This window comes from Kitasatospora sp. NPDC097691, assembly GCF_040302665.1.
GTDB lineage: Bacteria > Actinomycetota > Actinomycetes > Streptomycetales > Streptomycetaceae > Kitasatospora.
The window spans coordinates 39,004-64,800 of sequence record NZ_JBEORY010000007.1 but is presented as its reverse complement, the minus strand read 5'-3'; the positions used below and the strand labels follow the sequence as shown (position 1 = coordinate 64,800).

Here is a 25,797-nt window from a genome sequence, read left to right as displayed (position 1 = left end):
CAGCGCGCTCGACTCCCGTGTGCCGCCTCCCTCGGCGGCCCCGCATCTCCCGGAGGCCCCGCCATGAGAAACCGCGTACCCGACCCGAGAGACAGCGGGCGGTGGCGCCGGCGACTACCGGCCCTGGCGCTCGTCTGGTCCGTGGTGGCGGCGCTCGCCGTCGTTCCGATCGGGTTCGGCGCGGTGCCCCAGGCGCACGCCGACTCCGCCGTGACGGTGAAGGGCCCGAAGATCTGGATTCCGGCCACCGGGCAGTACGGCCCCGAGGGCAGCGTGACCGTCTCCCAGACGACCAACCTGACCAACCAGGTGCTCCAGGTCTCCTGGAGCGGATTCACGCCGACCGTCACCCAGTCCGGCGGTCCGGTCACGGTCACACCCAAGGAGTCGACCCTCAACCTGTACGCGGTGCGGGTCTACCAGTGCAAGGGCACCGACCCGGTGGTGACGGACTGCTACGGCAGCACGCTCTACGGCGGCGACCGGTCGAAGGGCTTCGAGCAGCCGCCCCGCCCGACCCACCTGGAGACGCCGGAGTGGCCCTCGAACCAGGTGCTCGCCCCGACCGCCCCGGACGGTTCGGGCACCGCCTCGATCGAGATCTGGAGCTCCAAGGAGAGCGCCACGCTCGGCTGTGACGCCACCCACCCCTGCTCGCTGGTGGTCGAGCCGAACTACGGTGGCGACCCGCTGGACATCTACCAGATCCGGGACGGCCTGGCCGACTGCGACGACCACGAGATGGACAACGAGGGCTTCTTCAACACCGCCTCGGACGGCATCATGAAGCCCGGCTCCACCTACCAGAACTGGAAGACCGGCAACCGGACCAGCGAGCAGTGCGCCTGGCTGCACCGGACCGTGGTCCCACTCGGCTTCGCCCCCTCACCGGACTCCTGCTCGGCGAGCGACCAGTCCTTCGGCACCGCCGGCCTGGAGATGGCCAACCGGGCGATGCAGCAGTGGCGGGCCGGCCTGTGCCTGGGCGACTCGCCGATGACCGTGGGCTACATCCCGGCCGGCGGCGAGCCGCAGGCCCGTGCGGCGTTCCTGGGCGGCAGCGGCACCACGGACGTGGCGCTGACCGCGCGGGCGGACCCGTCGACGCCCCCGCGCCCGTACGTCTACGCGCCGCTCGCCACGACCGGCATCTCGGTCACGTACGTGGTCGACGATCCGACGACCGGCCGGCAGATCCGCGACATGAAGCTGAACGCCCGACTGCTGGCCAAGCTGCTGACCCAGTCCTACGCGTCACCGGGCGCGGCGATCCCCTCCGTGGCCGGCAACCCGATCTGCCTGTTCACCGACCCCGAGTTCAAGCAGCTGAACCCGGAGACCGACGCCAACGGGATCCACTGGCCGAAGGGCTGCGGCGCGACCCTGACCGTCTTCCCCGGCGTCCCGGGGGGCACCACCGACTTCACCTACCTGCTGACCTCGTGGGTGGCCGCCGATCCGGACGCGGCCCGCTTCCTCGACGGCGAGCCGGACCCGTGGGGCATGCACGTCGACAGCTTCTACCTGAAGCCCAAGTTCGCCGGCTACCCGGCGGAGGCCTTCCAGACCCAGGACTTCACCGGGCCCGACAAGGACAGCTCGACCGCGGACCTCCGGCACTGGAAGCAGTACGAGTGGAACCCGTCCCTCGACGGACTCGGCCGCGTGGCCCGCAACATGATGCAGAGTCAGCCGAACTGCCAGGACCCGAACATCGACCCGGTCACCAACGGCCACAAGCCCTGCTCCGTGCAGTCCGTCGGTCAGCGCGCGATGCTCGCCGTCATGGACACCGCCCAGGCCAAGGCGTTCTCGCTGCCGGAGGCCGCGCTGCTCAACCCGGCGGGCTCCTACGTGTCGCCCGGCACGGCCGGCTTCCAGGCCGCCGTCGCCGACATGCCCGCCGACCCGGCCACCGGGGTCCAGCAGCTGCCCTACGGCACGCCCGACACCGCGTTCTCCCGGGACCAGCGGGCGTACCCGCTGAGCTACGTGCAGTACGCGATGGTGCCGACCGGCGGGGTGGCAGCCCCGAAGGCGTCCGCGATCGCGCGTTTCCTCAAGACGGTGACCACCGACGGGCAGACCTACGGCATCGCGCCGGGCCGGCTGGCCCCCGGCTTCCTCGCCCTGACCGGCGCCCAGCGGCAGCAGGCCCAGGAGGCCGTGCAGCACGTGGAGGCGCAGGACGGCAAGCTGCCCGGCAACCAGACCGCGCCGACGACCACCCCGGGCACCGACCCGGGCACGCCGGAGAGCGGCAACGGCGGGACCACCGGCGGTACGACCGGCGGGACCACCGGCGGCACCTCGGGCGGGACGAGCCCGGTGAGCAGCACCGGCAACACCGCCACCAGCGCGGACGGCAACTCCGGCGGCACCGGCGCGGGTTCCTCCGACGGCCTGTCCGGCAGCGATTCCAGCGGCTCCACCGGCTCCACCGGGGCGGGTACGGCCGGCGGCGCCGCGGCGCCCGGCACCCCGGCGGCCGCCGGTGCCAAGCCCGGCGCGACCGCCGCCCCCTCCGCGGCCCCGTCCGGGAGTCCGCTCGCCGCGGCCCCGGTCGGCACCCCGGTGCCCGACCGGCCCGGTACCGCCCGGCTGCTGCTGCCGATCGCGCTGATCGCCGGCCTGGTGCTGCTGGTCGGCGGACCGGCCGCGCTGTTCCTCGGCGGCACCCCGGCCGGGGCGAAGGTGCTGGCCGGTGCCCGCACCCAGTGGTCGCGGCTGCGCCGCAGGTAGGAACCGGTGCTCGGCGGGGCCGCCGTCACGGCCCCGCCGAGCGCTTGCCTCCCGCCGGGGCAGCGCCCCGGACCCTCACCGAGCACGCCCGTTCCCGAGCGGGCCCGTTCCGAGCACGGAGAGCACACCATGACATCCGCCGCTGAGCCCGCGGCACCGTACGCCGGGGTGCCGCGCCAACCCGACCACGGGCCCGACCAGGACGTGCCGCGCGCCATCACCGCCCCCGCGACCCCGGGCGACCGGGTGTTCCGCGGCGTGCTGCGGCTGGCCGGCTTCTCGGTCTTCGCGATCATGGGACTGATCGCCTTCTTCCTGATCCTGCGCGGCACCGACGCGCTGCGCACCGTCGGCTGGTCCTTCCTGACCGAGGAGAGGTGGCAGACCGCCGCGCACAACTTCGGCATCGCCGCCGTCCTGCCCGACGGCCTGCTGATCGCGGTGATCGCGCTGGTCATCGCCGTCCCGGTGGCGATCGGCACCGCGGTCTTCATCTCCGAGTACGCGCCGGTGCGGCTGCGCGCCGCGCTGGTCTCGCTCATCGACCTGATGGCGGCCATCCCCAGCATCGTCTACGGCCTGTGGGGCCTGTTCTTCCTGCAGCCGCGGATCATCGGCTTCGTCCGCTGGATGGCCAACCACCTGGGCGACGTCATCCCCTTCCTCAAGGTGCGGATCGGCGACATCGGCACCTCGTACACCTCCTCGACCTTCATCGCCGGCGTGGTGGTCTCCCTGATGATCATCCCGATCATCACCTCGCTCAGCCGGGAGGTCTTCTCCCAGGCCCCGCAGGGCGAGCGGGAGGGCGCGTACGCGCTGGGCTCCACCCGCTGGGGGATGGTCCGCGCGGTCGTCCTGCCGTTCGGCAAGGGTGGCGTGATCGGCGCGGTGATGCTGGGCTTCGGCCGGGCGATGGGCGAGACGATCGCCGTCGCGCTGATCATCTCGCCGAACTTCGAGGCCATCACGCACATCCTGGAGAACGGCGCCAACTCGATCTCCGCGCTGATCGCGCTGCGCTTCGGCGAGTCGGACTCGCTGTCGCTCTCCGCGCTGATGGCCGCCGGTCTGGTGCTGTTCGCGCTCACCCTGCTGGTCAACGTGCTGGCCGGGATCGTCATCAACCGTTCGCGCTCCGGCGCCGCGACGGCGGACTGAGCATGACGAACCGTCAGGCCGCCTGCCGGGCAGGCCGCCGCCCGAACCGTGAAGGGACCCTCCGATGACCACGCTCGACCTGCCGCCGGTCGCGCCGCCCGGGCCCGCCGGGGCCCCCGCGCCCGCGGAGCCCGCCGCGGCCGACACCCCGCGCCCCGAGAAGAAGCTCCGGATCGGCGGCGTCACCCGCGACGACGTCCTCACCGTGGTGGGCGCGGCGGCCGGCTCGCTCGCGCTGGACTGGGTGCTGTACGAGCGGGTGCTGCCGTTCAGCGGCGCCTTCGGCTTCCTGATCTGCTGGTACCTGTTCTTCCTGGCCGGCTACTCCGTCCTCGGCCGGATCCAGTGGAACCCGCAGATGGTGCGGGACCGGCTGGTCGCCGTGGTCGCCTGGAGCTCCGGGCTGCTGGTGGTCGCGCTCATCGCCGACCAGATCGGCTACGTCGCCAGCCGGGGCTGGGAGGCCGCCCAGCACCTCAACTTCTTCACCCAGTCCATGGAGCACACCGGCCCGCTCGACCCGCTCACCTCCGGCGGCGCCCTCAACGCCATCGTCGGATCGCTCGAACAGCTGGGCCTGGCAACGCTGTTCGCCGTTCCGCTGGGCATCGGGGCGGCCGTCTTCATGTCCGAGGTCGGCGGCCGGGCGGCCCGGCCGGTGCGCACCCTGGTCGAGGCGATGACGGCGCTGCCGTCCATCGTGGCCGGCCTGTTCATCCTCGGCGTCGTGATCATCACCTTCGGCTTCGAGAAGAGCGGCTTCGCGGCCTCGCTCGCGCTCACCGTGATGATGATGCCGATCGTCACCCGGGCCGCCGAGGTGGTCATCCGCCTGGTGCCCGGCACCCTGCGCGAGGCCTCGTACGCGCTCGGCGGCAGTCAGTGGCGCACGGTGTGGAACGTGGTGCTGCCCACCGCCCGGCCCGGCCTGGTGACCGCGGTGGTGCTCGGCATGGCGCGCGGCGTCGGCGAGACCTCGCCGGTGCTGCTCACCTCCGGCTTCACCTCGCAGTTCAACGGCAACCCGTTCGAGGGGCACCAGGTCTCGCTGCCGCTGTACATCTGGAACTACGTCAAGCAGCCGTACGACGGGATGATCGCGCGCGGCTTCGCGGCCGGCCTGACCCTGATGGGCGTGGTGCTGATCCTCTTCGTCACCGCCCGCGTGATCGGCGGCCGCCGGCCCGGGCAGCTGACCCGGGCCCAGAAGCGCCGGATCGACCGGGAGGCCCGCCGCCTGGAGGCGGCAGCCGTCGGCGTGCCCGCCCGCCCGCACGCCCTCCGGCCGCAGGCGCAGCAGTGATGTCCCGTCCGACCACCCTCCGTCCCAGAGGAGTTCACATGTTCCGGGAGGCCGCAAGGCGCTCCATGGCCCGGCTGCTCGCGGGGGCGATGTCCCTGTCGCTCGCCACGGCCTCCCTGCTGCTCGGGCAGACCCCGGCCCACGCGGCCTCCGTCTCGCTGAGCGCGGACGGCTCCAGCTGGGCCGGCCCCGCCATCGACCAGTGGCGGCAGGACGTGTCCCCACAGGGCATCCAGATCAACTTCAACCCGGTCGGCTCGGCGGCCGGCCGCACCCAGTGGGCCATCGGGCAGGACGACTTCACCGCCTCCGACGTGCCGTTCCGCTCCGGGCAGGACACCGGCCTCGGCCAGGGCGGCCAGGCCGCCGGCGGCGGCGGCAAGGAGAACCCGACCTACGGCTTCTCCTACGTCCCGATCACCGCGGGCGGCACCACCTTCATGTACAACCTGGTGGTCGGCGGCAAGCGGGTCACCGACCTGCGGCTCTCCCCGCAGACCGTCGTGGACATCTTCACCAACAAGATCACCAACTGGAACGACCCGAAGATCACCGCCGACTACGGCAAGGCCCTGCCCAACCTGCCGATCACCCCGGTGATCCGCTCCGACGGCTCCGGCGCCACCGCGCAGTTCACCCGCTGGATGGAGCACACCCACAAGGACCAGTGGGACGCCTACTGCACCGCCGTCAACGGCGTGAGCTGCGGCGACTACACCGAGTTCTTCCCGAAGTCCGGCCGGATGACCGCCCAGAACGGCTCCGACGTGGTGGCCGGCTACATCAAGTCCCCGGGCAACCAGGGCACCATCGGCTACGACGAGTACGCCTTCGCCAAGCGCAGCAACTGGCCGGTCGTGAAGGTGCTCAACTCGGCCGGGTACTACTCGCTGCCGACCGCCTCCAACGTCGCCGTCGCGCTCACCGCCGCCAAGATCCGCGGCGTGGACGACAGCACCCCGGCGAACGACCCGAACTACCTGCAGCAGAACCTCGACGGCGTCTACACCATGAACGACCCGCGCGCCTACCCGATCTCCAGCTACAGCTACCTGATCGTGCCGCGCGCCGGAGCGGCGCTGCCCCCGCCGCCGCGCTTCAACAACGACAAGGGCTCCGCGCTCAGCCGCTTCCTCTCCTACGTGCTGTGCGAGGGCCAGGGCAAGGCGGACGACCTCGGGTACTCGCCGATCCCGCGCGGCCTGGTCCGCGGTGGCCTGCTGCAGACCAAGTCCATCCCCGGCAACGCCAGCCCGGTGAACCCGGACACCCTCTCCGACTGCGCCAACCCGACCTTCAACTCCGCCGGTGAGCTGACCGTCCTCAAGAACGCCCCGATGCCGAGCCCCTGCGACAAGCAGGGCTCCCCGCTGGACTGCACCGTGCAGAACGGCCAGCCGGTGAAGACCGGTTCGGGCGCGGGCGGCTCCGGTGGCGCGAGCGGCGGTGCCGGTGGTGCGGCGGGCGGTACCGGAGGCACCGGTGGCTCCGGCGGGTCCGGTGGCAACGGCTCCGGCGGCAGCGGGACGGGCGGTGCGGGCGGCGCCGGTACGGCCGGTGGCGCCGGCGGTGCGGGCGGCGCGGCGGGCGGCGACCCGAACGCGCCCGGCGGTGCGGCCGCCGGCGACCCGAACGCACCCGGTGACGGCGACGGCACCGGCGACGTGATCGACCCGCAGACCGGCCAGGTCGTCGCCCGCGGCCGCGGCGGTGCCACCCAGGTGGCGGCCGACGTGGTCGAGGTCAGCGGCAAGCCCGAGGACTGGACGCTGTCCACCCTCACCGCGGTGGAACTGCTCGCCGTGGTCCTCGTCCCGCCGCTGCTCGGCCGCCGCCTGCTGCGCCGCCGCAACGGCTCCGGCGGCACCTCGTGACCGCCCCCCTGCTGGAGAAGCCGGCCGCGCCGCCGGCCGAGCAGCGGCCCGCCGCCGGGCCCGCCACCGGGGCCGCCCCGGCCGGGTCCGCGGTCCCGGCCGGGCGGCGCCGGTTCCTCCAGGGCGCCTGGGTGGTCAGCCTGGCGGCGACGCTGGTGCTGGGCTTCGTCGGCTACCTGTTCACGCTCTCCCACATCCAGGAGAAGCACTACCAGTCCACCGCGTACAAGACCTTCCGCGACCAGCTGGCCCGGGCCGTCGCCCCGACCGGCCCGGCCGCCGACGGCGACCCGGTGGCGCTGCTGGACATCCCTGCGATCGGCCTGCACCAGGCGGTCGTGGTCGAGGGCACCACCGGCCGGGACCTGATGCGCGGGCCGGGCCACCGCCGGGACACCGCGCTGCCCGGCCAGAGCGGCGTCGCGGTGGTCTTCGGCCGCGGCGCCACCTTCGGCGCACCGTTCGCCGACCTGGCCGGGCTGCGGGTCGGCGACAGGATCGAAGCCACCACCGGGCAGGGCAGGTTCACCTACACCGTCACCACGTACGGCGACGGCGACCACCCGATCGGCGACCCGGCCCGCAACCGGCTGGTGCTGGTCACCGGCGACTCCGACTGGATCCCCGGCTCCACCGTGCTGATCGGCGCCCGGCTCGACGGCGACCCCGCGCAGAACCCCGGCGGCCGGCCCGCGACCGTCCCGTACGACAAGGCGCTGGCCGCGGACAAGGGCGCGCTGGCCACGCTGCAGCTGTGGTCGCTCGGCCTGCTCGGCGCGGTGTTCGGCGCGCTGCTGCTGGCCCGGCACTGGCGGCGCTCGGCCGCGTACCTGAGCCTCGCGCCGGTGGTCGGCGCGCTGCTCTGGGCGGTCTACGAGAACGCCGCCGCCCTGCTGCCCAACCTCTACTGACGCGCGCCCGGAGGACCGTACCGATGACCGACGCACCACTGGCCGACGTGCCACTGGCCGACACCCCGGCGACCGACCCGGCCGCCGACACCCTCACCCTCCCCCCGGTCGCCCCCGGCCCGTACGCCGACCGGCGGCACCCCGGCGGCGAGCCGCTGGCCGGGCTGGAGACCCGCGACGTGTCCGCCTGGTTCGGCAGCCGCAAGGTGCTGGAACGGGTCTCGCTGGCGATGCCGGCCGGCGGCGTCACCGCGCTGATCGGCCCGTCCGGCTGCGGCAAGTCCACCTACCTGCGGATCCTCAACCGGATGCACGAGATGGTGCGCGGCGCCGCCCTCGCCGGCGAGGTGCTGCTGGACGGGGACGACGTCTACCGGCCCGGGCGGCGCCCCGCCGAAGTCCGGCGCCGGATCGGCATGGTGTTCCAGCGGCCCAACCCCTTCCCGGCGATGTCCATCCAGGACAACGTCTCCAGCGGGCTCAAGCTGGCCGGGATCAAGGTGTCCAAGGAGGAGCGCCGGCACCTGGTGGAGACCAGCCTGCGCCGCGCCGGGCTCTGGGAGGAGGTGGCCACCCGACTGCACACCCCGGGCGGCGCGCTCTCCGGCGGGCAGCAGCAACGCCTGTGCATCGCACGGTCGTTGGCCGTCTCACCGGACATCCTGCTGATGGACGAGCCGTGCTCCGCGCTGGACCCGACCTCCACCCGCCGGGTCGAGGAGACCATCGCCGAGCTGCGGGGGCGGCTCACCATCGTGATCGTCACCCACAACATGCAGCAGGCCCAGCGGGTCTCGCAGACCTGCGCGTTCTTCCTGGCCACGCACGACACCCCGGGCCGGATCGTCGAGGCCGGGCCGACCGAGCAGATCTTCGGCAGCCCGCGCGACCAGCGGACCTCGGACTACGTCAACGGGCGCTTCGGGTAAGGGATCAGCAGCGGGGGCTGCTCGGCCGGTCGAGGCCGAGCAGCTCCTCCAGCACCGCCGCGACGCCGTCCTGCTCGTTGCTCACCGTGTGCAGCGGCACCGCCGCCAGCACCTGCGGGTGCGCGTTGGCGACGGCGTACGCGGTGCCCGCCCAGGCCAGCATCTCCAGGTCGTTCGGCATGTCGCCGAAGGCCACCACCTCGCTGCGGTCGATCCCGTGCCCGGCGCACCAGCGGGCCAGCGTGCTGGCCTTGGTGACGCCGGGCGCGCTGATCTCCAGCAGCGCGATCGGCGCCGAGCGGGTGATCTCGGCCAGGTGCCCGGCCGCCGAGCGGGCCTCGGCGAGGAAGGTGTCCGGGTCCAGCTCCGGGTGCTTGGCCAGCAGCTTGAACAGGCCCCGGACCGGCCCGCCGGCCCCCAGCAGCTCCTCCGCCGAGCCGACCGCGTGCTCCAGCTCGTCGCCCCACATCGGCACCGCGTACCCGTCCTCGCGGGCCCAGCCGCCCGGGTACTCGAAGGCGAACGCGGTGCCGGGCAGCTTGGCCCGCAGCACCTCGACCACCGCCAGCGTGGTCTCCGTCGGCAGCGGGAAGGACTCCAGCAGCTCGCCGCGCCGCACGTCCACCACCGCGCCGCCGTTCGAGCAGATCGCCACCCCGTGGCCCCCGATGTGCGGGCTCACCTGCTGCATCCAGCGCGGCGGCCGCCCGGTCACGAACACCACCTGCACCCCGGCCGCCTCGGCCGCCGCCAGCGCCGCGGCGGTGCGGTCGGTGACGGTGCCGCCGGAGCAGAGCAGGGTGCCGTCCAGATCGGTGGCGACGAGGCGGGGAGCGGTACGGGGTTCGGTCACCGGTCCATCTTCGCCCATCGGCGCCGCCCGGTCACCGGCGCGGTCACCGGCTCCGTCGCCCGTGCGGCCGCCGGCTCGACCGGACCGCTCCTGGACCCTCCGAGGCCGTTCCGAGGCTGCTGCGGGGCTGCTCCGGGGCCGCTGCGGGGCCTTTGCGCGGCCCGATCCGGCCCTTCGTACGCCGTTTCCGGCCGATCGGCCCCCGCCCCGGGTATCCGGGCCCGGTACGGCGGGCAGGACTGCCCACGGCCACCCCGTCGGCAGGAAGAGCCATGCCCACTCGCCAGCTCCGTGACCAGCCGCCCCCGACCGTCCGCCCCGACTCCGCCGGCCCGGACCCGGCCGACACCTCGCGCGACCCGGTCCTGCTCGGTGACGTCCTCTTCCACACCCTCGCGGACCTCGCCCGCCGCACCGAGGCCCCCGCCCTCCCCGCCCAGCGCACCCGCCCGCACCCGTAGCGGCCGGGCCCTGCGGTGCCCGTGAAAACGCCGGGGGCCTCCCGGCAGCCCGCGATGCGAGCTGCCGGGAGGCCCCTTTCACGGGTTCCCCGCGGCGTCCTTAGTGGAGCGCCAGCGACAGGGCCGTCGTGCCCGAGCTCGGAACGGGCAGCGCGCCCTCGAACCAGTAGCCGTCGGCGCTGTGCACCTCGTGCAGCTGGCCGTCCACGATGGCCTCGATCACGCGGTCGTTGTGCGGGTTGATCTTGCCCGACAGTGCGGTGATGTTGCCGCCGACACCGGGGATCACGCCGTCGTGCCAACCGTCGGAGGCGCTGTACACCTCGTGCAGCTGGCTGTTCTTGACGGCCGAGATCACGCGGACACCGGCGGAGTTGTAGTTGAAGCTCAGCGCGGTGATGCCGGACAGGCCCGGGATCACGCCGTCGTGCCAGCCGTCGGAGGCGCTGTAGATCTCGTGCAGCTCGCCGCCCTTGATGGCCTCGATGACGCGGGCGCCCGAGGCGCTGTAGCTGAAGCTCATGGCGGTGATGCCGGACAGGCCCGGGATCACGCCGTCGTGCCAGCCGTCGGAGGCGCTGTAGATCTCGTGCAGCTCACCGTCCTTGATGGCCTCGATGACGCGGGCGCCCGAGGGGCTGTAGCTGAAGCTTATGGCGGTGATGCCGGTCATGCCCGGGATCAGGCCGTCGTGCCAGCCGGTGGCGTCGGTGTAGATCTCGTGCAGCTCACCGTTCTCGATGGCCTCGATCACCCGGTTGCCGTTGGCGTTGTAGGTGAAGCTCAGCGCCGAGACGCCGCTGACGCCCGGAACGAGGCCGTCGTGCCAGCCGGTGGTGTCGGTGTAGACCTCGTGCAGCTGACCGTTCTCCACGGCCTCGATCGTCCGGTCCATGCCGGCGTCCGGGTTGCAGACCAGCTTCATGACGCTGTCGGCGTTCGGGGTGCCCAGGCCGGTGGCCATGTCGTAGCCCGAACCGGCCCAGTACAGGCCGCCCTGGATGCCGATGTCGTTGTTGCCGGAGGTGACGTCGCGCAGCGCGCCGAGACCGTGCTTGGCGGCCCAGTAGAACGCCGGGGCGACGAAGCCCACGCGGCCGGAGCAGCCCGGGTTGTTCTGGTGCGCCGTGATGGCGGCCCAGAGCGGAGCGGCGCCACTGGTGCCGCCGACGATCATCCAGGAGCCGGCGCCGGTGGAGACCACGTAGCCGGTCGACGGGTCGGCGTTGGCCGCCACGTCGGGCACCTGGCGGCAGGTCGTACCGGCCGCGCCCTGGCACTGGTTGGTGTAGCCCGGGCCGGTGAAGCCGGTCTGGTAGAAGCTGCCGTTCATGGACCAGCGGGAGACGCCGCCGCCGCTCGCCCCGCCGTTGCGGTTCCACACCGACTCGGAGACGACGCCGCCGTTGCTGCTCAGCGTGGTGCCGCCGACACCGGTGACGAGCGGCTGGCTCGCCGGGTCGGAGGTGCTCAGCAGGTTGGTGATGTTCGCCGGAGCGCCCATGTTCTTCAGGTAGTTGCAGCCGCTGGAGCCGTCGTCACCGGAAGCCGCCACCACGGTCTGGCCCTGCAGCGCCGCCTGGAGGAAGATGTCCCGCTCGGCCGAGAGGTCGCTGCCCGCCATCACCTGGTCGCAGACGCCCCAGCTGGTGGTGACCACCTGGGCGCGGTTGTCCGAGACGATCTGGCGGTAGGTGTTCTGGATGTCCGCCTGGGTGGCGCGCGAGGCGTCCGGGCCCTGATAGACCAGCACGTTGGCGCGGGGCGCGAGGCCGATGACGGTGTCGAGGTCCAGGGCGGTCTCGACGCCGACGCCGTTGTTGGTCGGCGGGGCCTGGTAGCCGGTGTTGACCCGGACCCGCTGCACCGAGGCGTTGGTGCCGAAGCAGGACTGGTAGGCGCTCAGACCGGCGTCCGAGTAGTCCTCCAGGGCGAAGACGGCGACGGTCGTGCCGTAGCCGCCGTCGGTCATGCCGTTCAGGCCGTAGGCCGAGGCGAGCGCGGAGGGGCTGAAGTAGTCCTTGCCGTCCGTCTTGCCCGGGAACTGCCCGGCCGCGCCGGCGCACATCGCCGGGTACGCGCCGGTCGCGGCGGAGGTCGCGGCCGGGTGCGCGAGCCCCGTGCCGCCCTGGCCGGTGGCGCCGATCACGTGGCTGCTGTGCGCCTGGGCCAGCGTGTTCAGGCCGACGACGCCGGTGATCGCCCCGGCCACGTCGGAACGCACCGCGGGGGCGGCGGTGTTCAGGAAGCCGGTGCGGCCGTCGGAGGTCTGGTAGCCGGCCAGGTCCACGTCGAAGGACTTCTTGGCCTGCGCGACGGTGGTGGAGACCGGGATGGTCAGGCCGTCGGCGGCGAGGTCGCCGGGCTTCAGGCCCTGCGCGGTGAGGGCCTGCTTGACCTTGGCGACGGTGGCCGGGTCGGCGCCGAAGCGCTGTGCGAACTCACCGGTCTTCAGGAAGCGGTGGTACTGCGGCGACGCCTTGTCGCTCACCGCGGCGGCCAGCGCGTTGGCGGCGGCCTCGTCGCGGGACTTCAGGTGCACGCTCAGCTGCACCGGGGTGTCGTCCGCCGGAGCGGCGGTCTTGGTCGCGTCGGCCGGGATCGCGGTCGGCGCGCTGCCGACGCGCTGCGTCGTCGGCGCGTCCGCGTGGGCGGCCGGCAGGCCGACGTAGGTGACCATGGCCGCGGTGGCTATGGCCAGGGTGGCCGCGCGCGACAGCGGAGCCGTGCTCCGCTGCGGCCGGGTCTGTGGCGTCGGATGAGACATCCGCGCTCCCCCCAATTTGATAATCCGAGGGACTCTCGAACGAGAGTCCGACGGGATTTCTATCAGGCCGGGCCGACACCTCCGCAAGCGAATACCCCGTTGAGTCCGCGGCGGGGCCGCCGGAGCGCCCCCCGAAGGGCCGTCGGCATGCGACCGAGCACCGCCCCGGATCAGCGCGGACGGGACCGGACGCGGGGCCGGCGACCCGGGGCTGGCGCGGAGTGGTGGATCGTCATCCGTCCGCTCCGGCCGCCGAGTTCGGTCCAGCGCCGTCGACGCCACCCGGACCGCACGGCGGGCCGCCGACCACGGCCCGCCGGCGACCCGCCCACCCCGTCCCGCCCGACCCGCTGATGCACTCCCCCCGAGCCGAGCCGAGCGGACGGACCGACAGACCCTCGGCGCTACGAGGCCGCGATCGCGAACCCCAGCATCACCGCGGCCGACACCACCACGGCGCCTGGCGCGAGGTCCGCCTCCGAGACGCTGTCCGGGGAGCCGTGGCCCCGGTAGCGGCCCGAACGGATGCTCTCGGGATCGACGTCCTCGATGTGGACCACGGCGCCCAGCCTGACGCCCGCCGCCGCGGCGTACAGCTCGGCCTTGGACCTCGCCGCGCGTACGGCGTCCTCGCGGGCCCTGGCCCGCAGCTCCGGCTTGTTCCGCACGTCGAAGTCGACGCCGTCCAGCTCGTTCGCCCCGGCCTCGACCGCCGCGATCAGGAACGGTTCGAGGGAGTCCAGGTCGTGGTACTCGATGACGAACGCGGCGTGGCAGCGGTAACCGATGAACTTCCGGTCCGCGCCGTAGCCGCTCCACGCGGTCTGGAGGTCCAGCCGCGACGCCGACACCTGCGCGTCCTGCACGCCATGGGTCCGGGCCGCCTCGCGCAGGCGGGCTATCGCCGCACGGGCAGCGGCGAAAGCCTCCTGCGGCGTCTGTTCGGTCCGTTCCACGCCGAGTCGGATCCGGGCGAGGTCCGGCGCCGCCTGCACACTCGCCGCACCGTAGCCGGTGACACCCCACGGGGCCTTGATCGTTGTCTGCATGGCCGGCAGTCAACCACGAAGTCCCCTGCGGGGCAGCTGAGTTGTCACGGGAAGGCCGCGCAGGGCCGCGCTCACGCCGGTACGACGAGGAGCTCGTCCAGCGGGCAGCCGGCCCTGCCCCTCAGGCACTCCCGGACGTGGGCCAGTGCTTCGGAGGAATCGTGGAGGGATCCACGATCCGCAGTCGGCTCTGATGCGACGGGTCGATCGAGGTCAGGGATATCAGAAGTTGGCCCGGTGCACGTTCGAGCTCGGTCAATGCATGCGGCAGGCCGGCGCAGACGGTGGCGACAGCCGCGCCCAGACCCACGAGGCCACCGTGCTTGTGGTTGTGGCGGTACTCGATCCTGTGCAGCCCTGATTCGGCGATCGCCGCGACCTCCAGGGGGCGAGCCATCTGCTTGGTGTCGTTGGTGATCACGACCTGGAACCCGGCTGAGGCGGCTCGCGCGTAGAGGTCGATGTCCTTGGTACCCGCCCAGCCGACGATCTCTGCCACGTGTTGGAGTTCGTGTTGCTTCAGTAGCAATCGGGCCATATGAGCCAACGGCAAAGGGACATTCTCGTCGAGCAGGATCCTCAAGAGGCGGCCTGCCGGGGGCCCTCGTCCGAGTAGCTGTCGACGTAGTCGGTGAAGTCGGCCGCATCACGAGCTGCTTCGGGAGTGACGCCGGGGTAGAAGTCCCGGACGGACTCCGGTCGGACGCCGTCCCTCAGAAGAGCAGCGACCTCCGAAGCGGGAATCCGCGTTCCTTCGATCACCGGCTCACCACCCCGGACCAGGGGATCGACGGACAGGTGGTTCCTGGGACGCAGCAGGTTCGGAATCTGTCGGCCGTTTCGATAGAACGGTCGGAGGACATCGACCATTTCGTGGATGACCACGTTGCCTCGTTTGCACACGAGGTCCACGGCGTGATCCGGGTCCGCCAGATAGATCGTGCCGTCGCCGGCCACGAGCCGGTACCTGGACAGATGCTCGCGTTCGTCGAGATCGTCGCGCAAGGTGCCCAGAGCGCGGCGGATCTTCTGGAGCGACGCTTCCTCCCGCAGTCTCACGCAGATGCGAAGCGCGACGACATCCCGGAATGAGTAGAGGATCGGCCGGGAGGCGGAGATCTCCGGCACGAGGACGGCACCACGCGGGCCTGCGGCCCTGCGCCAGTGAGACAGCTGGCGCAGGGTGGCGCCGGACAGCGCGGCAGCGAGCTTCGGCTCGTAAGACACGGCGGCACCTCCCACATCTCACCCGACGGCGTACGGAACCGTACTTCATGGTCTCGTGCAGCCGGCGCTCTCGCCAGGATTTCACCCGAACGGGGATTCGCCAGGGACCGAAGCTCCGCCGGGTACCCAGAGGAGATCTTCCGAAGGCATCAAGTCCGGGCTGCCGCAGCAGCTGGGCACGCTGGTCACCTCGGTCGATCCTTCTTCATGCATCACGGCCTGACCTGCGGACCGGATCGGCGGCGGCCTGTGACGGCCCGCCCGGAGGTCGCCGGAGCGCGCTCGGGTGGTGAACGGCCCGCTCCGGCGGTGACTCTCAGTCGGGCTGGGCGAGGCCCTCGGGGGCGATCTCCTCGAAGACGGTCAGGTCGTTCTCGGAGCTCGAGTCGGGCCCGCCCGATGGATCACCGGCTCAGGAGTGGAGGCGGTTCAGTGCTGCGGTGGCGATGCCTTCGACGTAGGCCGGGGCGTCGGTGGGCCGGCCGGTGAGCTCGACGATGGCGACCCTGGTGCCGCTGCGCAGGACCGCGACCCCGCCGCTGACGGTGCCGTCGCCGTTGTAGGCCGGGTACCAGCGGCCGGTGCCGCCGGCGGCGGTCAGGGTGTGGGCCGCGCCGTAGTGCCAGTGGCCGGCGGGCTCGTCCTGGCAGTCCTGGACGAGCGCGACGAGCTGCTTCTCCCAGGTGGCGGCCTCGGCCCCGGTGGGGGCGCTCGCGGCCGACTCGATCAGCATGCCGGGGGTGTCGAAGGTCCAGTTCACGGACGCGTACGCGGTGGCCTTGTCCTTGGTCAGGTCGCGCATCGTCTCCTCGCCGGAGCACGCGGACAGCCCCTGGCGTCCGGTCAGCGAAACGGTCGCGCCGACCGGGTTCAGGCCCTTCTGGAAGTCCTCGCTCTGGACGAGGCCGGCGGAGCCGAGTCCGGCCGCTGCGCCCGCAGCCGGGCGGGCGGCGCCCGAGGCGTTGTGCGCGGTCCCGTCGGCGGTGGCCGACTGAGTGCCGACGACGCTGGCCGTGATCAGTGCGGCGGCGAAGCAGGCCGCGGCGGCGACCCGGTTGCGGCGGACGGACTTCTGCTGGACAGTCCGGTTCTCGGTCATCTGGTCCCCCTGCTGGTCGGGACGCCTGCTGCGTCCTCGTACAACCGGGGAGATGCCGCCGGAGGAGGGAAAGTCGGAGTCTCGACCCGCTGTTTCACAGCTGTGACAGAGCGGCCCTGACGACGCGGTCCATCGCGGCCGTGCCCAGGCAGGCGTGGACCTCCAGCACTCCGTAGTGGCTGCCGCTGCGCAGCACGGCGATGCCGCCGCAGGGCTCCACGCCCTCGGGCGCACTGCCGGTGGTGTTGAGCGATCCCTGGTAGACGCCCATCCAGCGTGCGGTGACGTCCGGGGCGAGCTGCAGCGTCGTGGTCTTTCCGTAGACCCAGTGCCCTGGCGTTTGCTCCTGGCAGGGCACTTCCTCCAGCCACAGGCGTTCGTTGAAGTTCTGCGCCAGGGAAGGGCTCCGGGCGTCGGCGGCGACCTCGCGGGCGACCTGGCCGCCGCTCTCGGCGGACACTGTGCGGTCGTCCGGGCTGGTGCGGGGGCTGGTCATCAGTCCGCGGAAGTGGGCACCGGGCCCGCCCAGGGTCTGACCGAGGGTCTTCTCGCCGGTGCAGGCCGCGTTGGCGTAGGACCCGTCGCCGTACCGGTCGGTGACGTGGATCTGTCCGGTGTCGAGGTCCGGGCCGAACGCCGCGGGTCCCAGAAGGTTCGCGGTCGTCACCGGCCCGGTCGCACCGGTCGCACCGGTCGGCGAGCCGGAGCCGGAGCCGGAGCCGGAGCCGGAGCCGGAGCCCGAGGACGCGGGCGTCGGGACGGACCCGCCGGGCGTCGCGAGAGCGGACACACCCGGGGACACCCCGCCGGCCGTGGCACCCGACTCCGCTGCCGGGTGCGCGGTGGCTCCGGGGGGCGGCGGCAGGACGTATCGGCCGGTCGCCAGCCCGAGCGCGGCGGCGGCCACCAGGGCGGCGACGGCGGACCGGCGCCGGACGACGGCGTGGCCGCCGCCCGCTGCGGGACGGCCGTTCACAGACCGGTGACCAGGCGCTCGCGCATGAAGCGGCGGGCCCGGTCGATGCGGTCCTTGACCGTGCTCATCGGGGCGTCCAGCTCCTCGGCCACCTGGACGTAGGTCAGGTCGCCCAGGTCGCGCAGCACGAAGGCCTCCACCAGGGTGGGGTGCTGCTGCTCCAGCGCGGCCAGCGCCTCCATCAGGTCGAGCCGGGTCCCGGCGATGACGCTGGTGGTGCGCGGGTCGACGGACTCGGGGAGGTCGGCGTGGCTGTCCTCGGCGCGCCGGCGCATCGAGCGGTAGGTGGACCGGGCGGCGTTCGAGGCGATCACCGTCACCCAGCCCAGGAAGGAGCCGCGGCCACCGTACTCGCCCAGGTGCGTGCTGATGGACAGCAGCGCGTCCTGCGCGGCCTCCTCCGCGTCGGCGTGGTGGGGCAGGAAGCGCGAGCAGCGGCGCAGCACCACCGGCCGCAGCTTGGCCAGCAGGTACTCCCTCGATCCCGGGTCCCCCGCCTGAGCAGCCGCCACGAGCCGTTCCAGCTCACCTTCTTCGAACACCCGGATCCCCCCGTTTCGTCCCGTCTGGCACCCCACCCGCCGAACGGGAGTTCCGCACTCCCCCCGACTCCGGCAAAATGCTGCCACATGCGCAAGCTCGGCCGTTACCTCCTCCTGGAGCGGCTCGGAGCCGGCTCCTTCGCGACGGTCTGGAAGGCCTACGATCCGGAGCTCGACACCGAGGTCGCGGTGAAGGTGCTGGCCGAGAACTGGGCCGCCAACGCCGATGTGCGCGAGCGGTTCCTGGCGGAGGCGAGGCTGCTGCGCCGGATCGCCAGCCCGCGGGTGGTCCGGGTGCACGACGTCGGGGTGCAGGAGGACCGGCCCTACTTCGTCATGGACCACGTGCGCGGCGGCACCCTGGCGGACCGGGTCGGGCAGTGCGACCCGCAGGAGGCGCTGCGGCTGGCCGCGGAGGCGGGCTACGCGGTCCAGGTCCTGCACGAGGCGGGCGTGGTGCACCGCGACGTCAAGCCGTCCAACCTTCTGCTCGCCACCGGCCCTGCGCCCGCCGCGGTGCTGGTGGCGGATCTGGGCAGCGCGAAGCAGCTGGCCGACGCGTCCGGGCTGACGGTGACCACGGGCACGCCCGCGTACATGGCACCGGAACAGGCCTTCCAGACCGGCGGGTTCGACGGGAGAGCCGACGTGTACGCGCTGGCCGTCGTGGCCTACGAGCTGCTGACCGGGCAGAAGCCGTTCGGCCCGGGCGGACGCGCCACAGCCCTGATGACCGGCCAGCCGACCGCCTCGACGCTGCCGGCGCTCCCCGCCGGAGTGGAGCTCCCGCCGAACGTCGCCCTGCTGCTACGGACCGCGATGTCCGCCGAGCCGGCGGACCGACCGCCGACCGCCCAGGCCTTCGCAGACGCGCTGCTGGCTCCGGTCCCGCAGCCCCAGCAGCTGGGGCCAGTCCGGGAAGGCCCCGGGTGGCTGACCCCGCGCGCGGTCTGTCTGGCGTCGGGCACGGTGTTCACGGCGACGACCCTGCTGGGCTGGCTGCAGCGTTGAATCCGGCCGGGCGCCGGTCCGCACCGGTCGGAGGGCGCCGGCCGCTGACGGCTACCGTAGGGTCGGCGGCATGCGACTGAGCACGGTGATCCTCCCCATCCACCGGTGGAGCGAGGGGCAGAAGATCTGGCGGCGGGCCGAGGACCTCGGCTTCCACGCCGCGTACACCTACGACCACCTGTCCTGGCGGAGCTTCCGGGACGAGCCGTGGTTCGGGTCGGTGCCGACGCTGACCGCGGCCGCGACGGCGACCGAGCGGCTGCGGCTGGGCACACTGGTCACCTCGCCGAACTTCCGGCACCCGGTGACGTTGGCGAAGGAGCTGATCACGCTGGACGACGTGTCCGGCGGGCGGCTGACGCTGGGCATCGGGGCCGGTGGGACGGGCTTCGACGCGACGGCGATGGGGCAGGAGGCGTGGTCGCCGAAGGAGCGGGCGGACCGGTTCGGCGAGTTCCTGCCGCTGCTGGACGAGCTGCTGCGCACCGACGCCACGACGCGCGAGGGCGCCTACTACTCGGCGGTCGAGGCGCGGAACATCCCCGGCTGCGTGCAGACGCCGCGGGTGCCGTTCTACGTCGCCGCGACCGGCCCGCGCGGGCTGAAGCTGGCGGCCGAGTACGGCCAGGGCTGGGTGACGTTCGGCGACCCGCGCGGCCCGGCGGACGTGCCGGTGCAGCAGGCGCCCGAGGTGATCGCCAAGCAGATCGAGAAGCTGACGGCGGCCTGCGAGGCGAAGGGCCGGGACGTGGCCACGCTCGAGAAGGTGCTGCTGCAGGGCTCGACGGCGGAGAAGCCGCTGCAGTCGCTGGACGCCTTCGTCGACTGGGCGGGGGCGTACCAGGAGCTGGGCATCACCGAGCTGGTGATCCACTGGCCGGTCCCGGACTCGATCTTCGAGAACGACCTCGCCGTCTTCGAGCGGATCGCCACCGAGGGCCTGGCGCAGCTGGGTTGATCCCCGTCCCGCCGGGGCGCCGTCGCGGCGGGGGGCCCGGCGGGAGGGCCGCGACGGACGGGGCGGTGATTCCCCGGGTCGGCGTCGGGGCGAGGCGCTAGTCTGTCCGCCGCACCTTCAATCTGATCATGCGTTACAACGGGGGTTCCTTCGCCATGTCTGCTTCCAGGAGACTGCTCGCCACCGCTCTGGTCGCCACCGCCGCGTTCGGTCTCGCGGCCTGCGGACCGGACGACTCGTCGGACCAGGGCGCGGGAAGCGGGTCGACCACCGCGACGGCCGCCCCGACCGCCGCGACTCCGGCGTCGCCCACCGCCGCTCCGGCCGGCTCCGGCAAGCCCGCGGCCCCGGGCGGCAGCGGGAAGCCCGCCGCGCCGACCGGCACCCCCGGCGCCTCCGGTGAGCCCGAGGGCTTCTGCACCCACGGCCCGCTGCCGGCCGGCCAGAAGTGGATCTACCCGGTGAAGGGCACCACCGCGGCCACCCTGGTCTACAAGGAGACCAAGGACGTCTGCGGCGTCAACGACGTCGGCTTCGAGCCGGTGGGTGCCGACAAGACCGCCGCGTTCGCCCCGACCGCCAAGGGGCACCTGAGCTCGGTGCTGACCGCGCCGAAGGACGTCAACCTGGCCGACCTGGTGAAGCACATCAACGAGTGCATCGCCACCCCCTACAACGAGAAGGGCTCGTACCCCTGCTCGGTCGGCGACTACAAGGTGGCGATCGACGCCTCCGGCAAGGTCACCGAGCTGTGGGAGCGCGCGCACTCCTGAGCCGGGCCGGACACGGCGCCGGGCCGCTCGCCCCACGTCGAGCCGCTCGGCGCCGTTCGCGCACCCGAGCGAACCCCTAGGGGAGAGGAGCCCCGACGTCATACCGCAGCAGCAGACGGGCTCGTCATTCCAGCTCATGACCCGTACCGGGCAAGGCCGTTACCTTGATGGGCGTGTCCACAGCTGTCATCAAGACGGACGGCCTCACCAAGAGGTTCCCCCGGGTCACCGCCCTCGACCAGCTCACCGTCGAGGTGCAGCCCGGGGTGGTCGGGCTGGTCGGGGCCAACGGGGCGGGCAAGTCCACACTGATCAAGATCCTGCTCGGGCTCGCCCCGGCGACGTCCGGCCGCGGCGAGGTCCTCGGCCTGGACATCGCCACCCGGGGCTCCGAGATCCGCGAGCGGGTCGGCTACATGCCCGAGCACGACTGCCTGCCGCCGGACGTCTCCGCCACCGAGTTCGTCGTGCACATGGCCCGGATGGCGGGCCTGCCCGCCACCGCCGCGCGTGAGCGCACCGCGGACACCCTGCGGCACGTCGGCCTCTACGAGGAGCGGTACCGGCCGATGGGCGGGTACTCGACCGGCATGAAGCAGCGGGTGAAGCTCGCCCAGGCGCTGGTGCACGACCCCAGGCTGGTGCTGCTGGACGAGCCGACCAACGGCCTCGACCCGGCCGGCCGGGACGAGATGCTGGGCCTGATCCGCCGCGTGCACACCGACTTCGGCATCTCGGTGCTGGTCACCACCCACCTGCTCGGCGAGCTGGAACGCACCTGCGACCACCTGGTCGTCATCGACGGCGGCAAGCTGCTGCGCTCCTCCTCCACCGCCTCCTTCACCGAGGCGACGGCCGTCCTCGCGGTCGAGGTCACCGACCACCCGGAGGACCACGCGGTCGAGCCCGCCGCGCTGGTGCGCGAACGCCTCGCCGCGGCCGGCGTCGACGTCCAGTCCGAGGGCTCGCACCTGGTGCTGGTCCGGCTGGCCGACGAGTCGACGTACGACACCATCCGCGACACCGTCGCCGAACTGGGCCTCGGCCTGGTCCGGTTGGAACAGCGCCGGCACCGGGTCGCCGAACTCTTCACCGAGAACCGGGACGACCAGGCCGGCCACGACGGCCGGCACGACGGGAACACCCAGGACAGCAGGGGAGGTTCGGACGATGTCGCTGCCTCCTGAGACCAGGCCCGCCGACACCGGCGTCATCCACGACATCGGCTACCGCGGCTACACCGGCCCCCGGCTCGGCCGCGGCTACGCCACCCGCGCGCTCTTCACCCAGAGCCTGCGCGCCACGTACGGACTCGGCCGCTCCGGCAAGTCCAAGGTGCTGCCGATGCTGGTGCTGGGCGTGGTCACCGTGCCCGCCATGATCTTCGTGGCCGTCGCGATCACCCTGAAGCGCGACGAACTGCCCGTCGAGTACGCGGGCTACCTCGCCAGCCTCAACCTGGTGATCTCGGTCTTCCTCGCCTCCCAGGCGCCGGTGCTGCTCTCGCGGGATCTGCGGTACCAGACCGTGCCGCTCTACTTCTCCCGCCCGATCACCCGCACCGACTACGTCCGGGCCAAGTTCGCGGCCATGGTCTGCGCCCAACTGCTGCTGATGACGGCCCCGTTGCTGGTGCTGTACCTCGGTGCCCTGCTCGGCGGGATGGACTTCTCGTACAACACCGGGCATCTCCTGTACGGCCTGTGCGCGGCCGTGCTGTACGCCCTGGTGCCGACCTCGCTGGCGCTGGTGATCGCCGCCGCCACCCCGCGCCGGGGCTTCGGCGTCGCCGCCATCATGGGCTACCTGGCGATCAGCGCCGCGGTGGCCGCCGTCGCGGTCGGCATCAGCGACCCGAGCACCACCGGCTCCGACACCGCGCAGTGGACGTCGCTGATCTCGCCCACCAACCTGGTGGAGTCCCTGGTCAACGAGCTGTTCGACCTCGGCACCGGCTTCGACCGCCGGCACGCCCCGGGCGGGCTCGGCCTGACGGTGTTCGCACTGGTGGCCGCGGCCCTGGTGGTCGGCTCGTACCGGCTGCTGCTGAGCCGCTACAAGAAGGTTTGAGAGAGGGCGGCATGGCCACCATCAGCATCGACAAGGTGTCCCGCTGGTTCGGGAACGTGGTCGCGGTCAACGACATCACGATGGCCGTCGGCCCCGGCATCACCGGCCTGCTCGGGCCCAACGGCGCGGGCAAGTCCACCCTCATCCACATGATGAGCGGCTTCCTCGCGCCGTCCAGCGGCACGGTCACCCTGGACGGCGCGCCGATCTGGCGCAACCAGCAGGTCTACCGGCAGATCGGACTGGTCCCCGAACGGGAGTCGATGTACGACTACCTGACCGGCTGGGAGTTCGTCCTCGCCAACGCCGAACTCCACGGCCTGCCCCAGCCGGGCGCCGCCGCCCGCCGGGCCCTGGACCTGGTGGAGATGGCCTACGCCAAGGACCGCCGCACCGGGACGTACTCCAAGGGCATGAAGCAGCGGGTCAAGATGGCCTCCGCACTCGTCCACGACCCTTCCGTGCTCCTGCTGGACGAGCCCTTCAACGGCATGGACCCGCGCCAGCGGCTCCAGCTGATGGAGCTGCTGCGCCGCTTCGGCGCGGACGGCCGCACGGTGCTGTTCTCCTCGCACATCCTGGAGGAGGTCGAGCAACTCGCCCGGCACATCGAGGTGGTGGTGGCCGGGCGGCACGCGGCCTCGGGCGACTTCCGCAGGATCCGCCGGCTGATGACCGACCGCCCCCACCGCTACCTGGTCCGCTCCAGCGACGACCGCCGGCTCGCCGCCGCGCTGATCGCCGACGGCTCCACCACCGGCATCGAGGTGGACGAGCGGGAGCGGGCGCTGCGGATCGAGGCGGTCAACTTCCAGGGCTTCACCACCCTGCTGCCCAAGGTCGCCCGGGAAGCCGGCATCCGGCTGTACACCGTCTCCCCGGCCGACGAGTCGCTGGAGAGCGTCTTCTCGTACCTGGTCTCCGCGTGACCGCCGCCGCGACCGCTGCTGTGACCGCCGCTGTGACCGTTGCTGCCCAGGAAGGGGCCGACCGACCATGAACCCCACCGTCGCCAGGCTCACCCTGCGCGGGCTGCTGGGCCGCCGACGCGGCCTCCTGCTGCTGGTGGTCCCCGCGCTGCTGCTGCTCGTCTCCGCCCTCGCGAGCGGGTCGACCGCCGACGCGCACGGGCTGACCGTCAAGATCCTCGGCCAGCTCGGCCTCGGCACCCTGGTCCCGATCCTCGGCCTGGTGGTCGGCACCGGCGCCATCGCCACCGAGATCGACGACGGCTCGATCGTCTACCTGCTCGCCAAGCCGCTCCCGCGCTGGCGGATCATCACCACCAAGCTGGCCGTCGCGATCGGCGTCACCTGGCTGTTCTCGGTCGTCCCGACGATGCTGTCCGGGCTGATCCTCTACGGCAACCGGGACGGCATGGTGCTCGGCTACACCGTGGCGGTCATGGTCGCCGGGGCCGCGTACAGCGCGCTGTTCCTGCTGCTCGGCGTGGTCACCCGGCACGCCGTGGTGGCCGGGCTCGGCTACGCCCTGATCTGGGAGTCGGTGGTCGGCAACTTCGTCGAGGGCGCTCGGACCCTGAGCGTCCAGCAGTGGGGCCGGGCGGTGGCCGAGGCCGTCGCCGGGGACACCGCGATCGGCGCCGACGTCTCGCTCGGGGCGGCCGTCCCGCTGCTGCTGGTGGTCACCGTCGGGGCGACGGTGCTGGCCTCGGTGAAGCTGGCCGGACTGACCCTGGCCGGCGAGGACTGAGCCCGGCAGGCGGGTCACACGACAGGAAGCCGAACGGCGCTCCGGTCCGCCGTGGAGCGGTCCGGAGCGCCGTCGAAGCGCCGTGCGAAGGGGGCCTCAGGGCCTCAGAGCGTACGGTTGCGGCCCGCGCCCCAGCCGGCCGCGCCGACCACCACGACCAGCACCAGCATCAGCGCCAGGGTGGTCTCCCAGCCGCCGGTGAGCTGGTGCAGCGCACCGGCGCCGACCGGGCCGGCCGCGGCGACCAGGTAGCCGATCGCCTGCGACATCCCGCCCAGCTGGGCGGCACCGGCCGCGCTGCCGGTGCGCAGCACGATGAACGCCAGGCCCAGGCCCAGCGAACCGCCCTGGGCCACACCGAGGACGGTCGCCGACACCCACGCCGCGGACACCGGGGCGACCAGCAGCATCGCGATGCCCAGCCCGTTCAGGGCCGCCATCGTCACCGCCAGGGGGCGCTGGCTGGTCATCCGACCGGCCATCAGCGGCACCAGGAAGGCACCGGCCACCTGAACCAGGTTGGAGAAGGCGAAGACCAGGCCGGCCTGGCCGCGGTCCATGCCGTGGTCGGCCAGGATGGTCGGCATCCAGGCCACCAGGGTGTACACCAGCAGCGACGAGATGCCCATGAAGAGGCTGATCTGCCAGGCCAGCGGGGACTTCCAGAGGCCCTCGATCGGCTTGCTCGGCGTCGCCGCCGCGGCCACCGCCCCCCGCTCCTGACGGCCGCGCAGCACCTGCGGCAGCCATGCCACCGCCGCGACCAGCGCGAGCAGCGACCAGGAGCCGAGCGAGGCCCGCCAGCCGCCGCCGAGCACGTGCTCCAGCGGGACGGAGGTGCCGGCGGCGAGCGTGGCCCCGACCAGCATGGTGGTCGAGTAGACGCCGGTCATGGTCGCCGCGCGGTCCGGGAACTCCCGCTTGACCAGGCCCGGCATCGACACGTTCAGCACCGCGATGGCCACGCCGATCACCACGCAGCCCGCGTACAGCGCCGCCACCGACGGCAGCACCCGCAGCAGCACGCCCGCGCCCAGCACCAGCACCGCGCCCAGCACCACCCGCTCGGCGCCGAAGCGGCGGGTCAGGCGGGGGGTGAGAGGGGCGCCGACCCCCTGGAACAGCACCGGCACGGTCGTGATCAGGCCGCTCGCGGTCGCGGAGAGGCCGAGGGTCCGCTGGATCTCGTTGACCATCGGGGAGATCGCGGCCAGGCAGGCCCGCATGTTCAGCGCGACCAGCACGATGCCGGTCAGCAGCAGGACCGGATGGGCCAGCCGGGAGCGGACGGGGAGCGGAGCAGGGGTGGTGACAACCGGCTGCTGGGCACGGGTGACGGCCATGGGTGTGCTGTTCTTTCCTGGATGTGCGTGGATGC

General features: G+C 72.7%; 23 protein-coding genes. 14 read left to right on the top strand and 9 right to left on the bottom strand.

What is annotated here, in order from left to right:
* Nucleotides 1–63 precede the first annotated feature (63 nt).
* The 6 genes from ABTY56_RS07265 (at nucleotide 64) to ABTY56_RS07240 (ending at nucleotide 8,920) form a co-directional block, all read left to right on the top strand.
* Nucleotides 64–2,742, top strand: a complete 2,679-nt coding sequence (locus tag ABTY56_RS07265) for a hypothetical protein (protein WP_350627378.1) — start codon at nucleotides 64–66, stop codon at nucleotides 2,740–2,742.
* 129 nt (nucleotides 2,743–2,871) lie between these two features.
* Complete coding sequence (pstC, locus tag ABTY56_RS07260) at nucleotides 2,872–3,903, top strand: phosphate ABC transporter permease subunit PstC (protein WP_350627377.1); 1,032 nt, start codon at nucleotides 2,872–2,874, stop codon at nucleotides 3,901–3,903.
* Nucleotides 3,904–3,967: 64 nt separating this feature from the next.
* Nucleotides 3,968–5,206 (top strand): phosphate ABC transporter permease PstA, encoded by a 1,239-nt coding sequence (pstA, locus tag ABTY56_RS07255; protein WP_350627376.1) that lies wholly within the window; start codon nucleotides 3,968–3,970, stop codon nucleotides 5,204–5,206.
* A 38-nt stretch (nucleotides 5,207–5,244) separates the two neighbouring features.
* Nucleotides 5,245–7,080, top strand: coding sequence for a phosphate ABC transporter substrate-binding protein PstS (locus tag ABTY56_RS07250; RefSeq protein WP_350627375.1), 1,836 nt, complete (start codon nucleotides 5,245–5,247; stop codon nucleotides 7,078–7,080).
* Nucleotides 7,077–7,991, top strand: a complete 915-nt coding sequence (locus ABTY56_RS07245) for a class E sortase (protein WP_350627374.1) — start codon at nucleotides 7,077–7,079, stop codon at nucleotides 7,989–7,991. Before ABTY56_RS07250 ends, ABTY56_RS07245 begins: the two co-directional genes overlap by 4 nt.
* 23 nt (nucleotides 7,992–8,014) lie before the next feature.
* Complete coding sequence (locus ABTY56_RS07240; RefSeq protein ID WP_350627373.1) at nucleotides 8,015–8,920, top strand: phosphate ABC transporter ATP-binding protein; 906 nt, start codon at nucleotides 8,015–8,017, stop codon at nucleotides 8,918–8,920.
* Nucleotides 8,921–8,924: 4 nt separating this feature from the next.
* Here ABTY56_RS07240 and ABTY56_RS07235 read toward each other — a convergent pair whose 3' ends face one another.
* Nucleotides 8,925–9,791: an HAD family hydrolase gene (locus ABTY56_RS07235; RefSeq protein ID WP_502893042.1), complete on the bottom strand. Its 867-nt coding sequence runs from the start codon at nucleotides 9,789–9,791 to the stop codon at nucleotides 8,925–8,927.
* Between the two features lie 254 nt (nucleotides 9,792–10,045).
* Between ABTY56_RS07235 and ABTY56_RS07230 the strand changes: the two genes are divergently transcribed.
* Nucleotides 10,046–10,234, top strand: coding sequence for a hypothetical protein (locus ABTY56_RS07230; RefSeq protein ID WP_350627371.1), 189 nt, complete (start codon nucleotides 10,046–10,048; stop codon nucleotides 10,232–10,234).
* 100 nt (nucleotides 10,235–10,334) lie between these two features.
* On the opposite strand, the gene ABTY56_RS07225 is transcribed toward ABTY56_RS07230, so the two are convergent.
* From ABTY56_RS07225 to ABTY56_RS07195, 7 genes are all read right to left on the bottom strand, one after another.
* Nucleotides 10,335–13,001, bottom strand: a complete 2,667-nt coding sequence (locus tag ABTY56_RS07225; RefSeq protein WP_350627370.1) for a S53 family peptidase — start codon at nucleotides 12,999–13,001, stop codon at nucleotides 10,335–10,337.
* 404 nt (nucleotides 13,002–13,405) lie between these two features.
* Nucleotides 13,406–14,050, bottom strand: a complete 645-nt coding sequence (locus ABTY56_RS07220) for an SIMPL domain-containing protein (protein ID WP_350627369.1) — start codon at nucleotides 14,048–14,050, stop codon at nucleotides 13,406–13,408.
* A gap of 121 nt (nucleotides 14,051–14,171) precedes the next feature.
* The gene (locus ABTY56_RS07215) at nucleotides 14,172–14,633 is read right to left on the bottom strand and encodes a DUF5615 family PIN-like protein (RefSeq protein ID WP_350627368.1); all 462 of its coding nucleotides are present in this window, start codon (nucleotides 14,631–14,633) and stop codon (nucleotides 14,172–14,174) included.
* On the bottom strand, nucleotides 14,630–15,277 hold the full coding sequence (locus ABTY56_RS07210) for a DUF433 domain-containing protein (protein ID WP_350627367.1): 648 nt from the start codon (nucleotides 15,275–15,277) through the stop codon (nucleotides 14,630–14,632). Before ABTY56_RS07210 ends, ABTY56_RS07215 begins: the two co-directional genes overlap by 4 nt.
* A 412-nt stretch (nucleotides 15,278–15,689) precedes the next feature.
* On the bottom strand, nucleotides 15,690–16,376 hold the full coding sequence (locus ABTY56_RS07205; protein WP_350627366.1) for a hypothetical protein: 687 nt from the start codon (nucleotides 16,374–16,376) through the stop codon (nucleotides 15,690–15,692).
* A 94-nt stretch (nucleotides 16,377–16,470) separates the two neighbouring features.
* The gene (locus ABTY56_RS07200; protein ID WP_350627365.1) at nucleotides 16,471–17,352 is read right to left on the bottom strand and encodes a hypothetical protein; all 882 of its coding nucleotides are present in this window, start codon (nucleotides 17,350–17,352) and stop codon (nucleotides 16,471–16,473) included.
* Nucleotides 17,349–17,894 (bottom strand): RNA polymerase sigma factor, encoded by a 546-nt coding sequence (locus ABTY56_RS07195; RefSeq protein ID WP_350627364.1) that lies wholly within the window; start codon nucleotides 17,892–17,894, stop codon nucleotides 17,349–17,351. The genes ABTY56_RS07200 and ABTY56_RS07195 overlap by 4 nt, the downstream gene beginning before the upstream one ends.
* An 87-nt stretch (nucleotides 17,895–17,981) precedes the next feature.
* On the opposite strand from ABTY56_RS07195, the gene ABTY56_RS07190 reads away from it, so the two are divergent.
* From ABTY56_RS07190 to ABTY56_RS07160, 7 genes are all read left to right on the top strand, one after another.
* The gene (locus ABTY56_RS07190; RefSeq protein WP_350627363.1) at nucleotides 17,982–18,905 is read left to right on the top strand and encodes a serine/threonine-protein kinase; all 924 of its coding nucleotides are present in this window, start codon (nucleotides 17,982–17,984) and stop codon (nucleotides 18,903–18,905) included.
* Between the two features lie 70 nt (nucleotides 18,906–18,975).
* Entirely contained in the window at nucleotides 18,976–19,863 is an 888-nt protein-coding gene (locus tag ABTY56_RS07185) for an LLM class flavin-dependent oxidoreductase (protein WP_350627362.1), read from the top strand.
* 155 nt (nucleotides 19,864–20,018) lie between these two features.
* Nucleotides 20,019–20,636, top strand: a complete 618-nt coding sequence (locus ABTY56_RS07180; protein ID WP_350627361.1) for a hypothetical protein — start codon at nucleotides 20,019–20,021, stop codon at nucleotides 20,634–20,636.
* 173 nt (nucleotides 20,637–20,809) lie between these two features.
* Nucleotides 20,810–21,823, top strand: coding sequence for an ABC transporter ATP-binding protein (locus ABTY56_RS07175; protein WP_502893041.1), 1,014 nt, complete (start codon nucleotides 20,810–20,812; stop codon nucleotides 21,821–21,823).
* On the top strand, nucleotides 21,807–22,706 hold the full coding sequence (locus ABTY56_RS07170; RefSeq protein WP_350627359.1) for an ABC transporter permease: 900 nt from the start codon (nucleotides 21,807–21,809) through the stop codon (nucleotides 22,704–22,706). Before ABTY56_RS07175 ends, ABTY56_RS07170 begins: the two co-directional genes overlap by 17 nt.
* Nucleotides 22,707–22,717: 11 nt before the next feature.
* Nucleotides 22,718–23,635 carry an ABC transporter ATP-binding protein gene (locus tag ABTY56_RS07165; protein WP_350627358.1) on the top strand — a complete coding sequence of 306 codons (918 nt, stop codon included), beginning with the start codon at nucleotides 22,718–22,720 and terminating at the stop codon, nucleotides 23,633–23,635.
* A gap of 67 nt (nucleotides 23,636–23,702) precedes the next feature.
* Complete coding sequence (locus tag ABTY56_RS07160) at nucleotides 23,703–24,419, top strand: ABC transporter permease (RefSeq protein WP_350627357.1); 717 nt, start codon at nucleotides 23,703–23,705, stop codon at nucleotides 24,417–24,419.
* Nucleotides 24,420–24,523: 104 nt separating this feature from the next.
* Here the strand turns inward: ABTY56_RS07160 and ABTY56_RS07155 are convergent, their stop codons facing one another.
* Nucleotides 24,524–25,762, bottom strand: coding sequence for a CynX/NimT family MFS transporter (locus ABTY56_RS07155; RefSeq protein ID WP_350627356.1), 1,239 nt, complete (start codon nucleotides 25,760–25,762; stop codon nucleotides 24,524–24,526).
* Between the last annotated feature and the right edge of the window lie 35 nt (nucleotides 25,763–25,797).